At 37.0% G+C, this 13,618-nt stretch carries 10 protein-coding genes; 4 read left to right on the top strand and 6 right to left on the bottom strand.

What is annotated here, in order from left to right; genetic code table 11:
• The first annotated feature begins 189 nt into the window (after positions 1–189).
• The 3 genes from M0051_RS00690 to M0051_RS00700 all read left to right on the top strand — a co-directional run bounded on the left by M0051_RS00690 (position 190) and on the right by M0051_RS00700 (position 4,606).
• Positions 190–1,680, top strand: a complete 1,491-nt coding sequence (locus tag M0051_RS00690) for an acyl-CoA dehydrogenase family protein (RefSeq protein WP_306739623.1) — start codon at positions 190–192, stop codon at positions 1,678–1,680.
• 534 nt (positions 1,681–2,214) lie between these two features.
• Positions 2,215–3,606 carry an FAD-binding oxidoreductase gene (locus tag M0051_RS00695; RefSeq protein ID WP_306739624.1) on the top strand — a complete coding sequence of 464 codons (1,392 nt, stop codon included), beginning with the start codon at positions 2,215–2,217 and terminating at the stop codon, positions 3,604–3,606.
• 184 nt (positions 3,607–3,790) lie between these two features.
• The gene (locus tag M0051_RS00700) at positions 3,791–4,606 is read left to right on the top strand and encodes a TlpA disulfide reductase family protein (RefSeq protein WP_306739626.1); all 816 of its coding nucleotides are present in this window, start codon (positions 3,791–3,793) and stop codon (positions 4,604–4,606) included.
• 594 nt (positions 4,607–5,200) lie between these two features.
• Here the strand turns inward: M0051_RS00700 and M0051_RS00705 are convergent.
• Positions 5,201–6,529, bottom strand: a complete 1,329-nt coding sequence (locus tag M0051_RS00705) for an outer membrane beta-barrel protein (RefSeq protein ID WP_306739627.1) — start codon at positions 6,527–6,529, stop codon at positions 5,201–5,203.
• Positions 6,523–7,092 (bottom strand): RNA polymerase sigma factor, encoded by a 570-nt coding sequence (locus tag M0051_RS00710; protein ID WP_306739628.1) that lies wholly within the window; start codon positions 7,090–7,092, stop codon positions 6,523–6,525. The genes M0051_RS00705 and M0051_RS00710 overlap by 7 nt, the downstream gene beginning before the upstream one ends.
• Positions 7,093–7,370: 278 nt before the next feature.
• On the opposite strand from M0051_RS00710, the gene M0051_RS00715 reads away from it, so the two are divergent.
• Positions 7,371–8,084 carry a hypothetical protein gene (locus M0051_RS00715; protein WP_306739629.1) on the top strand — a complete coding sequence of 238 codons (714 nt, stop codon included), beginning with the start codon at positions 7,371–7,373 and terminating at the stop codon, positions 8,082–8,084.
• A 213-nt stretch (positions 8,085–8,297) separates the two neighbouring features.
• Here the strand turns inward: M0051_RS00715 and M0051_RS00720 are convergent, their stop codons facing one another.
• From M0051_RS00720 to M0051_RS00735, 4 genes are all read right to left on the bottom strand, one after another.
• Entirely contained in the window at positions 8,298–9,020 is a 723-nt protein-coding gene (locus M0051_RS00720) for a hypothetical protein (protein WP_306739630.1), read from the bottom strand.
• A 172-nt stretch (positions 9,021–9,192) separates the two neighbouring features.
• On the bottom strand, positions 9,193–9,927 hold the full coding sequence (locus M0051_RS00725) for an MIP/aquaporin family protein (protein ID WP_306739631.1): 735 nt from the start codon (positions 9,925–9,927) through the stop codon (positions 9,193–9,195).
• Positions 9,928–10,076: 149 nt separating this feature from the next.
• A complete protein-coding gene (gene glpK, locus M0051_RS00730) occupies positions 10,077–11,576 on the bottom strand; it encodes a glycerol kinase GlpK (protein ID WP_306739632.1) in 1,500 nt (499 codons plus the stop codon).
• A 344-nt stretch (positions 11,577–11,920) separates the two neighbouring features.
• Complete coding sequence (locus M0051_RS00735) at positions 11,921–13,483, bottom strand: glycerol-3-phosphate dehydrogenase/oxidase (RefSeq protein ID WP_306739633.1); 1,563 nt, start codon at positions 13,481–13,483, stop codon at positions 11,921–11,923.
• Positions 13,484–13,618 lie beyond the last annotated feature (135 nt).

The following is a 13,618-nucleotide window of genomic DNA, read 5'->3' on the forward strand; positions in this document are numbered from 1 at the left end:
AGCTATAAAGATAAAAGTAAAGCCGCTGAATATTCAGCGGCTTTTTTGTGTGATAATATCTCTCATACTGTTAATAAATCACATTCTAAATAAGGAATAAAACACAAATAAAGACTCATTTGTCTTATTTAAAAGCTATTTTTATCACGTCTAAATTAAATTAGACCCATAAAAAGAAGATTGAATAAGATGATTAAGAATTTTTCTGAGTACCTGAAAGAGTTTGAACAAACGCTTAAATCAGTATTTTACGAACGAGATGACATTAATAAATTCAGCTTGAATAGAGGTTTTCCACCATTGGTAATGCGTGAGATAATGGCCAGTGCTCCTTTATCGGTTGCCATTCCAGAAAACTATGGAGGAAGAGGTGCTAAAGTGAAGGAATGCTTGGGCATACTCTCTTCTGCAGCCTATGAATCATTACCATTGGCATTAACATTAGGTATTAATATCGCACTATTTCTTGAGCCTGTAGCCAAATATGCCAACAACACGGTAAAGGGAGGTATCTTTAAGCGCTTTTTGGAAAAACAGCAAATGGGTGGCTTAATGATTACCGAACCTGATTTTGGTAGCGATGCATTAAACATGCAAACTCATTATACCCAAAAAGATGACCTATATCACATTAAAGGGACTAAGCATTGGCAAGGTTTAACCGGATTAGCAGATTTTTGGCTGATCACATCAAGGCAGAAACATGAGCAGGGTAAATTGGATCGTGATATCGATTTTTTTATTTGCGATGTAACTCAAAAAAACCAACAGGTTGTGGTCGAAGAATATTTCGACAACCTGGGATTATACATGATTCCTTACGGAACCAACAAACTTGATATTCAAATTCCAAAGGAATATAAATTAACGCCCGAGAGTACTGGGGTTAAAATGATGCTTGACATTTTGCATCGAAGTAGAATGCAATTCCCAGGCATGGGATTGGGCTTTATCAAAAGACTAATGGATGAAGCAATTGATCAATGTAAAACCAGAATTGTTGGTGGAAAAAGTTTATTTTCTTTTGATCAGGTACAACATCAAATTTCGAAAATACAAAGTGCTTACACCATATGCTCTGCTCTTTGCGTAAGAAGTAGCGATAAAAGTGGATTGGAAAACAATTTGGCTAGCGATGGTGTTGAGGCCAATAGCATAAAAACCGTGGTTACAGATTTAATGCAAGAATCAGCTCAAACATTGGTGCAATTATCTGGAGCGAAAGGTTACCGATTAAGTCATATTGGAGGAAGAGGAATTGTTGATAGTCGTCCATTCCAAATATTCGAAGGGGCAAATGAAATGCTTTACACTCAAATTTCGGATATGATTCTGAAGATGATGAAGAAGAAAAAAGAGAGCAATCTGTTCCAATTTCTGAAAGATTTTAATCTAACAGAAAAAGCATCCGAATATTTCAAGAAGGAAATTAACTTTTCAATTGATTTTAACCTTCCACAGCGCAAACAAGTTGATTTGGGAAAAGCTTTAAGCAGAATTGTATCCGCTGGTTTTGTTCTAAATCTGGAAGAAAAAGGTTTTAGAAAAGATTTGATAAGCAACTGCATCAACTCTTTACAGCATGATATCAGCAATTTGATTAACTCCTTTCAAATCAACAAAGGAGTATCAAGTATTGAGGATTATCAGGACGGAAGTTCCTGGCTTGAAATGGCATAAAACCAAATATTAACTCAGAGAGGATGTTCAATATTATCTAGCATCCTCTCCATAGTTCACCCTTCTATTTTTTCTTAATAATAACTTGCTATCCAGCAATTAAACTCCTTTCCTAAAAGTAACTAAGTTTAGATTTTCTGATGATATAGAAATCCGGATGTGATATCCGGAATTTGCTTCATGCGCCAACAACTTACATTAAATTCTATCCTAATGTCTATTTTAACAAAAAGACAAACACTCCTCAATTATTTTTGTTTACAATTTATTAAACTACACCGATACTGCTATCTCATCAATGTTTATATAACTTAAACTTGAAGCAATTACAAAACTATTTTCCATTTAATCTCTGGACATTCACATGATATAATCGTAAATTGGTTTTTCTATTCTAGCAAAACTGCCCCATAATTTATGCTCACTTTCTGTGCATAAATTAACCTTAATATCAGTAATTCTTAAATCCACTTACAAGTGACTTTTCATTTGTATTTAGTAATGTGTATTTATTCACCAAACAATAGTTAAGCCATGAAAATTAGTGAGAGTCAAAAAACGGAATTACAAAATGCCATAAAGGGAGAAGTTTTAATTCCTGGCAATGACAAATACGAAGAATCCAGGCAATTATGGAACGCAATGTTCGATAAAAAGCCAGCAATAATTATCAGGTGTCGCAATAAAAAAGACATCGCTCATGCAGTAAATTTTGGTCGTGACAACAATTTATTGATAGCCGTTAAAAGTGGTGGGCACAATTCTGCAGGAACAGGTTCATGTGATGATGGTCTGATGATAGATCTCTCGCTTATGCAAAAAGTAGATGTTGATGCAGAAAATGCAATTGTTAAAGCTGAAGCTGGCTGTTTGCTTTCAACTATAGATGCCGCAACTCAGAAGTATGGTCTGGCTGTTTCCTCAGGTATGATCTCTCATACTGGTGTAGGTGGTCTTACTCTTGGGGGTGGCTTTGGATGGATTAGCAGAAAACATGGCTTTTCCATTGATAATTTAATTTCTGCTGAGGTAATAACTGCCAAAGGCAAAATTGTGACTGCCAGTGCATCCGAAAATCCTGACTTATTTTGGGCCATTCGAGGTGGAGGTGGAAACTTTGGTGTGATAAGTTCTTTTGTATTTAAGGCAGCTAAAATAGGCACAGAAGTCCTTTCAGGACCCATTGTAAAAAGTTTTGATAACATGAAGGAGTACATGCAATTCCATCGCGAATTTGTGCGAACATTACCCGACGAAATGACCATTAATATGGTTGTGAGACACGCTCCTCCTCTTCCATTCATTCCTGAAAAATATCATGGCAAACTGGTTTTACTACTACCTTTTGTTTGGTTGGGAGATCCTGATGAAGGACAAAAAATCATTCAAAACGTACGTGATTGTACCGAAACCATTGGTGATGGCTCGGGAATGCACCCGTGGGCTGGCTGGCAAACGGCATTCGATGAGCTAAACGCTCATGGCGCCCGCAACTATTGGAAATCGCACCACATTACCGACCTTTCTGATGGTTTTATCGATGCCATAATAGAATATGCATTAAAATTCCCTACAACGGAATGTGAAATGTTTATTCCACATATGGAAGGTGCGCCAAGTAGAATAGATCCTGCTGCTACAGCATTCCCTCATCGAAAAACTCCTTTCCTTCTTAATATTCATACCCGCTGGAGAGATAGCAGTGATGATGAAAAGTGCTTACAATGGGTTAATGATTTTCACAAAGCAACCGAAGCTTTTGCCAAAGGAGTTTACGTTAATTTTATAAGTACCGAAGGGGCCGACAGGGTTAAAGATGCCTATACCGCCCCTATTTGGTATCGATTAACGGAGTGTAAAAACAAATGGGATCCTGATAATCTTTTTAGGATGAATCAAAATATAACTCCTTCGAATCATAAATAGTCAAATAATAATCTTTACAAGAACCATCCAAATTTGGATGGTTCTTTTTTTATGTAACAAATGAGAAACTCTTAGCTGTTTTAATTTAATTAACAGTAAAAATTTCTATATTTGATAGGCTTCTATTTTTTTTATAGAACCAGAAGACATAACACCCCAATAATGAACCTTTAAAAATCCAAAAATGAAATTTAAAATTACAGTCCTACTAATCCTTTCTTTTCTAACTGTGTTTGGAACTTTTGCCCAACAGAAAAAAGTAATCAAGCCTGAAACCATTTATATCGTAGATAATGAGATCGTAAGCCCGGACTTTTTGAAAAAACTAAATCCTAATCACATTAAGGAAATGAAAATGAGCATATCGGGTGAAGAAAAAGAAGCTCTCGTAAAAAAGTTTGGTAAAACATTAGAAGATAACCAGATTGTTGTTTTGGTTATGAAAACCGAGGAGGAAATCAAAAACACCAAAGCCACCAAAACAATAACGCCTGAAGAGGCTGCAGAAATGATGCGCAAAAATGCCGAAGAGCGTGCCAAAAAAATAAAAGAATCTACCTTGGTAAATAGCGGCGATATGGCCAAAGATTTCACCCTCGAAATGCTTGATGGATCAAAGCTTAAGTTATCAGATCTTAAAGGAAAGGTAGTATTGATCAACTTTTGGGCAACCTGGTGTGCTCCGTGCATGAAAGAACTTTATGAATTTCCAGAAAGAATTATCGAACCATTTGCTGACAAGGATTTTGTATTGCTTGCTATTTCTCGTGGAGAAGAACCTGATGTAGTTCGTAAAAAAATGGATAAACTAAAAAGCAGAGGTGTGGAGTTCAATGCCGGATTAGATCCAAAAGAAGAAATATTTAAGCTTTATGCCACCAACTTGATTCCTCGTAACTTTTTGGTCGATCAAAACGGGAAAGTAGTGTACTCCTCGGTTGGTTACAGCAATGAAAAATTGAACGAATTGGTGAAGAAGATTGAGGAATTATTGAAATAGAAATACAATCAAACGTACATGCGACAATTGAAAGAAAATTTAAATTAATGAAAACAGGACTTCATAGAGGTCCTGTTTTTATTTTAACACCGCATTATTCGAAAATCCCACATATTTACTGACATTCAGGATTTTAACTTAACAGTATCTACCTGGTTACCCAACCAGGTAAAATAGGTAGGTAGACCTCCTCAAGGCACTTATCCAACCTCCTAAAATAGGTTGGTAGACCTACTCAAGGCACTTACCCAACCTCCTAAACTAGGTTAGTGAACCTACTCAAGACACTTACCCAACCTCCTAAACTAGGTTGGTGAACCTACTCAAGACACTTACCCAACCATCTAAACTAGGTTGGTGAACCTACTCAAGACACTTACCCAACCATCTAAACTAGGTTGGTGAACCTACTCAAGACACTTACCCAACCTCCTAAAGTACATTTATGATCCTATTCGATATACTTACCTAAGCTTCTACCTGAGACACTAAATCGAGATAATGGCAATTCAACCCTAAATAATAATATGGAGTTTTTAAGGCATGATTGTTTTGTAAGAAGCACTACAAGATGAAAGATTCCATTAAATGTACCTAAAAATTATAGCGAATCCCTGTTTGTACACCAATTGAGTATGGTTTGTAATCAAATTGACTACTCCTATTAATTGAGTTCAGATAATATTTAAAGCTAGGTTCAAGACCAATTCTAACTTTAGGACTTAGCTGATACTCGAATCCCAAACCAAATAAGGAGCTGAAATTGGTAGTTCTTAAATTCTCAATTTCACCAATTTTTTGTTTGGATCCTGAAGTGCGATAAACACCATTCTCAATAATCCAATTGGCACCGAAACCTCCACTTAAATAAACGCCCAACCTCTTTTGTGTTAAATTGTATCGTAACAAAATTGGCACCTCTATGGTTTCGAAGCTTTGCATCAAATCATCCGATGAGCTATAAGTAGAAGCTGCCAAATATTCAGCATTGGTTCTATCCTCCACACTTCCGCCTGTATAATTAATTTTCCCGGCAGATGTTTGCGATGGCAGAAAGCTTCTCTCCTGTCTGCTAATTTCATTCGCTTCTCCTTCTGCAATTGGATCTGCAAATGCCATGTCCATTCTGGAATCTCCCATATCCTGACCAACACGATTGTACATGAAACCAGTTTGTAAAGCCAGCTTCTCACCTAAAGCATAGTTCACTTTAACTCCTCCACCAAAACTAACAATCCCGCTATTTGCACTTGTAGCTGATTCTTCGTTAGAGTAAGCCGAAGAAATTTGTCCAATAATGGCCCAGCGATTCTTTCTTAATTCATCCTTCTTGGATTGCTCCATTGCCAAAAGGTTATTCATAACAATCAAGTCTTCTGCACTTAATTGTATGGCTTCCGTTTTTTTAGCATTCTGATATTGCAAACTCTCAGGAATTTGGTTAGAAGCATTGAGCAATTGTTTAATTCCTAAAGGAATGCTATTTAATAAGGATTCTTTCTCAAACTGGTTCTCTTTACTTGATAATTCTGGTTGAACGATATGCTTTGCAAAATTCGATGCGTTTTCAGCAATAAATACACCATTTCCTTTCTCTTCACCCTTTGCCTCATTCTTTTCACTGATTTCACCTGATACTTCTGGTTGATTTAATGAATTTGATGATGAAGTATTATCACTCAATTGCTCTATAGGAAAACCCCCAGGTTCAGAAATAAACAAGTCACGATTTGCAATTCCGAAAAACAACAGAACAGAAGCTGCCAAAGCAGCAGAAATAAAAAGGATTACTCCTCTCCTTTTTCTTCGAGCAGCTGCCATCTTCTCACCAATTGCATTCCAGACTTCAGGATTTGGTTCAACGCTCATTCCTTTTAATCCATCGGCAAATAAACTATCGATATGTTTGTTCTCGTCTAGCATATTTTCAGCTTGTTCTCTTTTTCACTTAAATAATCATTCACTTTTTGCTTTAAAATTGCTCTTCCCCGAGCCAGGTTCGATTTCGAAGTCCCTACGGTAATATTCATTACCTCGGAAATTTCGTTGTGGGTGTATCCATCTAAAACATATAAACTAAACACCATTTGATACCTATCGGGCAAGCCCTGAACCATCTGCAAAAGAACTTCCAGTGGAATGTTCGAGTTTTGAATTGATTCTTCAGCTTCCGAATCGGGATCGGATTCCCAAACCTCATCAACCACTTGCATATTTTTCGATTTGCGGAACTTTTCCAAAGCAGTATTAACCATTATTCTGCGAATCCAACCTTCAAAAGATCCTTTAAACTGATAAGATTTAATATTTTGAAAAACTTTAATAAATCCATCTTGCAAAGTATCCTCAGCTTCACTTAAATCATTGGAATACCTCAAACACACACCCAACATTTTGGGTGCAAACGCCCGATAAAGCAATTCTTGCGCTTTAGATTTACCTTTCGAGCATTCTTTTACTATTTGTTCTAATTCTCGGTTTTCCAAAGTGGTTAACGTCTTTTGCGATCCTGATTCATTAAATAGTTGTGTAAAGTGCAATAAGGTTGCGCTAAAATTACAACTTTTTTATCTGACATTTAAAATCCACTGTATTTAAAGCAAATAGAATACTCAAATTTTAAAAATGAAAAAATTAAAGCAACCATTTTGATGTTTCTTCATCATGCAAGTGTAAAAGCTTTTAAAGAGACATACCCGGGAGTTTTGTCTCAACAATTTATTAAATCAGAAAAATCAGTATTACTGATAAAAAATTAAAACAAATGAATAATTTAAAAACCATAGGGGCATTGCTAATTTTAGCAGTAAGTATTGTTGCATGTGACAGTAATGATTTCGACAACACACCAAGTTTACAGGCAATTGGTGATGTGTATGTAAGAGTTAAAAAAAGTGGGGATGACACAGTGTATGCACCGGTATTTTACACCTATTCAAATTTCTCGATGAGCGAAGTTGATGTAGAAGGTCCAACGGATAGTAATATTGAGAAAAACTTAAGCCAATACAATAATAAAATGGCTTTTAGAGCGGTTCCTACTGAAATTGATTTTACAACCGATGATGTAGAGAATGGAATTTATCAGTTTGACATTACCGCTGAAGATCTTGCAACCTATACCATTAGCGACAAATTACTGGAAGATAGACTTGAACCAGTTAAAATTACAGAGTTTAACTACGATAAAACATTACACTCTATACAAATTGACTGGGATGATGTAGAGGACACAGATGTTTATGTAGTTAAAATTCATAACCAAATGGATGGAGAAATCATTTATGTTTCAGATCGATTGCTAGCATCAAATCATAGAGTAATTGCAGATGGTACTAACAACTGGTCTGATTTCACTACTGAAGAAGGTGCAACCTATGTAGTTGGGGTTTATGCCTACAAATTCGAACTTCCATCTGCAGCATCAGGCTATGATATCAATTGCGAATCGGTTGAGTACCGTGAGATTGAATGGTAAAACCGAATTCTATTCAGGCATAACTATTTGGGACAGTAATTTTTTGAAATCCGAATGGTTAATCAAAAGCTTCAAGCTGTCCGATAAATTAAAATTTTCAACGAAAAAACTCGCTCTCCTTTCGAAGAGCGAGTTTTATTTTAATCGCTAATAATTGAACCAGATGTTCAGTTTTTATGGAAATTAATGCAAAGGTTTAATCAAACTTGATGATTAAAAGCCAATACCTAAAATTAGGTTTGCTGTTTCTGCTTGTGGGTTAATAGCAACTTTAGCCCATGCATTTAAAGAAAAACTCTCTGTAATTTTAATTTCTCTGGTAGCTGTAGCCCCGATATTTACGAAACCAAAACTCTCGCCATAAACCTGATCTTCGAAAGCATTTAAACCTGCGAATAAGGAAATCTTTTCTCCACCAATGGTTACCGGATATCCTAACTCAACGTAAGTTGAATAGTTCTGGTCGCCATTCTCATCTAAATCGCGACCATAAAGCATAGTACTTACCGAAAGACTTAAAGGAAATTTCTCCGTAAAATAGAAGTTAAAACTTGCATCAATCAAGTGATTCGTTGTAGCTCTGTCTAAATCAAGATAGTTGTAATCATCAATGGAAGCTCTATCGCGGTTCGCAAATAAGTCCCAAACTGCAATGTTAAAATGATCGTTAAACTTATATCCTACATGAAAATCGAACTCTGAGTATGTATTATCAAATCCATATCCACCCCATGCTCCAAAAGTAAAGTTGTTGTTGGTATATGCAAGATCCATTTCGAAATTGGCTGTATTACTTACCATGATACCTCTCCAGTAATGGCGGGTAGTTACCGATGGACTAACGGTTACTTTTCCTTGTGCATTTACGTTCAGGTTAGACGCAAATAATATTATAAGAGTAAATAATACTGATAGTTTTAAAACTGATTTTTTCATTAGATTAATATTTTATGGGCTGTAGAGATCCGGAAGGTCTCATCGTCAAGATCTCCACAGGGTTAAAAAATGTAGTAGTGTTATTTAATTCTGAGTGTTACAAGATTGTATCAATTATCCTAATTTTTCACATTTACCTGGCTTTGAAACCAAGTCTTCACTGATAACTGACTTACAAACTCATGAATAAGAATGCTGCTACTGCCGCTCCTACGATTGGTGCAATAACCGGAACCAAAGAATATCCCCAGTCGCTACCACCTTTGTTATTCATAGGAAGAATAGCATGCATGATTCTAGGACCAAGATCTCTTGCAGGGTTAATTGCATAACCAGTAGTTCCACCTAAAGAAAGTCCAATAGCAACTACTAAAAGAGCAACAGGCAAAGCACCTAAAGTACCCAATCCAACCTTAGCTCCCTCAACACCAGATGCTTCGAAAGAAGGCCCAGCCAAATAGAAGATCACAAACATCAATACAAATGTTCCAATAATTTCGCTGATAGCATTACTACCGAAGTTACGAATAGCAGGACCAGTAGAGAAACATGCTAATTTCGCTCCACCATCTTCAGTTGAGTTAAAATGATCGCGATACATTAACCAAACAAGAAATGCTCCGAATGCCGCACCTGCCATTTGTGCAACGATAAAAAGACCTACCTTTGACCATGCAAACATACCTGCTACAGCCAAACCTACTGTTACAGCGGGGTTAATATGTGCTCCGGAAATCGGACCCGCAACAGCTACAGCAGTAAATACTGCTAATCCCCATCCCATTGTGATTACGATCCAACCACTATTATTTCCTTTGGTATTATTCAATACAACATTTGCAACTACTCCATTACCTAAAAGGATTAGTAACATTGTTCCTATAAATTCTGCAATAAATTCATTCATGACTTTATGGTTTATTTAGTAATTGTTAATAAAAGAATGCCGGAATCCATTCTCCTTCAGTTCCTTCTTCTCACTTCCGGCATTGGTTTAAAAATATTTAACCTGAAATCAATCCTATCAACCAACCTCAGGTTATTAGATGTTGAAAATTAAGCTTCTGTATCCCAATCTTTCGAACGACCAAGGGCTTTATCCCAACCTTGAATCAATTTTTCAGACTTGCTCTTAGGCATTTCTGGCTCGAACTTTCGATCCATTGCCCACTGGCTTTTAATTTCATCAACACTATCCCAATATCCAACTGCTAAACCTGCCAAATATGCAGCACCAAGTGCAGTAGTTTCTAGAGTTTTTGGACGGTAAACTGGTGCATCTAATACATCCGACTGGAATTGCATTAATAAGTTGTTAATTGCAGCACCTCCATCAACACGTAATTCGTTAATTTCGATTCCAGCATCAGCTTCCATAGCTTTCAATACATCTCTGGTTTGGAAAGCGATACCTTCTAAAGCAGCTCTTGCGATGTGAGCCGAAGTAGATCCTCTTGTTAATCCAACAATTGTACCTCTGGCGTACTGATCCCAATGAGGAGCTCCTAAACCTGTAAGAGCAGGAACAAGAAATACACCACCATTATCTTCTACCGAACCAGCTAATTCTTCCACCTCTGGAGACGACTTGATAATTCCTAATCCATCGCGTAACCATTGTACGATAGCTCCTCCCATGAAAATACTTCCTTCCAAACAGTAAGTAGTTTCACCATTAATTTGCCATCCAATGGTAGTCAATAAGTTGTTGTTTGATTTTACTGGAGTGGTTCCGGTATTGCAAAGCATGAAACATCCTGTTCCGTATGTATTCTTCACCGATCCTGGCTTGATACACATCTGTCCGAAAGTAGCAGCTTGCTGGTCACCTGCAATACCCGCAATAGGTACCTCGTGTGCGAAAAGAGTAGTTACTGTGTGTCCGTATACTTCTGAAGAAGATTTAACTTCAGGAAGAATGCTGGCAGGAATGTCAAGAAGTTCCAACATGTCCTTATCCCACTCCAAAGTTTTGATGTTGTAAAGTAAGGTTCTACTTGCGTTGGTAACATCTGTTACGTGTACTTTTCCTTGAGTCAATTTCCAGATTAACCAGCTATCGATAGTACCAAATGCCAATTTACCTGCTTCTGCTTTTTCGCGAGCACCTTCAACATTATCAAGAATCCACTTTACTTTAGTTCCCGAGAAGTAAGAATCGATAATCAAACCAGTCTTATCCTGAATCATATCGGCATGACCTTGAGCTTTTAATTCATCGCAGTATTTAGATGTACGACGATCTTGCCAAACGATTGCGTTGTAAATTGGTTCACTGGTTTCGCGGTCCCAAACAACTGTTGTCTCTCTCTGGTTAGTGATACCAATCCCCGCGATGTTTTTACCGTTAGCTCCAGCCTGGGTAATTGCTTCAGCTGCTACACCTGCTTGTGTAGACCAAATCTCGTTCGCATCATGCTCTACCCATCCTGGCTGAGGGAATATTTGGGTAAATTCCTTCTGTGCCACGCTCACCATCTCACCTTTTTTGTTGAAAACGATTGCTCTCGAACTTGTAGTTCCTTGGTCTAAAGCTAAAATAAACTTGTCTTCCATAATTCAATTAATTTGGGTTATTGTGTTATAAAAATTAGTGCTTTTCCGAGTACTCAATTCCAATGATTTACAAATTGTAAACGATTGCAATTTCATGATAAAAATTTTTAATCCTTCGGATTAAATGCACAAATCCATGGTTATATAGATTTGATTAGGGTTTTAAGGTAATGTGTAACACATCACATTTAAAAGAAACGTAGGACTCTAAGAGCAAGGCAATATCGTGCCAAAACTAACAAATTGATTAATAATATTGTAACAATTAATAAAATCAGTAGTTATAAATAACAGACTAAGAACTACCTTTAATAAAAACCTTGCTCAATTTGTCCTACATTTTTTTATTTCAATATGTACTGGGCTGCCAAATCATTAAATTTCTTTATCTGATCATCTTCCCATTGTTTATCGTATCCAAGTTCTTTTGCCATTAACTCCGCAACTTTTGGAGCCATTCTAACACTTTCTTTTGCATCCAGAAGTAAAGTACGAGTTCTGCGAGATAAGACATCTTCTACCGTTCTGGCCATTTCATACCTTGCCGCCCAAACAACTTGTGCGTTCAATACTTTAAGCTCTTTGCTTAAATATTCATTTAGGCCATCTTCTTGTTTTGCCAAATCCAAAATTTTCTCCTCATCCGAACCATAGAAATACATCGGATTGCTTAAATCTGGATTTTCTTTATACCCGTGAATTCGTAAGTTTCTTGTTACTGATTTTTTCTGTTCTAAACCGGCTGTTTTAGCAACAGTATTCATTACATCTTCAGCCATTTGGCGATAAGTTGTCCATTTTCCACCAGTTAAAGTCACCATACCTGATTCAGACACAACAATCTTATGTCCTCTTGAAATCTCTTTGGTTTTTGCCCCTTCTTGGGTTGGAGCAGCCAATGGTCTCAAGCCAGCAAATACACTTCTTACATCTGATCTTTTAGGTGGTTTTTCCAGGAATCTGCCTGCAGTTTCCAATATAAAATCAACTTCCTCTTCCAACGCCTTCGGTTCCAATTCTGCTTTATCCTTGTGCACATCAGTTGTACCAACCACTACTTTGTTGTGCCATGGTACTGCAAATAATACACGCCCGTCACTTGTTTTTGGAATCATCACAGCATAATCGCCTGGAACAAATTCCTTATCCAATACCAAGTGAACACCTTGACTCACCTTTACGATATCTTTCGCTTTGGGTTCGTCCATTTTGATAATTTCATCAACAAACACTCCTGTGGCATTTAATATAGCCTTCCCTTCTATCGTGTAAGTCTCATTACTTTCCAGGTCTGTAGCCTTTACTGCTGTGATTTTACCATTGTTTTTCACCACTCCGGTAACTTTCATATAGTTAATGGCTACACCTCCATTCTCTACGAATGTTTGACACATGTTTATTGCCAATCTGGAATCATCAAACTGTCCATCATGATAAACTACTCCACCACTAAGCTTTTCACTTTTAAGAGTTGGTATGTGTTTAAGCGTTCTCCTCTTTGAAAATGGTAAAGATCTTCCATAACCTAACTTTCCAGCCATTAAATCATAGAGTGTTAAGCCTAAAGTATAATATGGAGTTCCCCACCATGTATAATTTGGAATGATAAAAGATTGATCTTTCACCAAGTGAGGAGCATTTTTCTTTAACAATCCTCTCTCACGTAAAGCTTCAAGAACCAAAGAAATATTTCCTTGAGCAAGATATCTTACGCCACCATGAACCAACTTTGTACTTCTGCTTGAAGTACCTTTAGCGAAATCATCTTGCTCAAGAAGTAAGGTTTTGTAACCACGTGTCGAAGACTCAATGGCTGCACCCAAACCAGATGCTCCTCCACCAACAATGATCACATCCCATTTCTGATTTGCACTCTTTACCTCTCTTAACATCTTTCCTCTATCCATGACTGTACAACCTATTGATTCTTCTACAATTCCTTTTCCCAATATTCCCAAATACTTCCTTTCGCTTCTTCTTCATCTTGAGTAACCTGTTCTTTTTGTCCAGACAAAATATCTAAGAAAAAAGAATAAAGGCGA

The sequence above is a fragment of the Marinifilum sp. D714 genome (genome assembly GCF_030851345.1).
Classification (GTDB): domain Bacteria; phylum Bacteroidota; class Bacteroidia; order Bacteroidales; family Marinifilaceae; genus Marinifilum.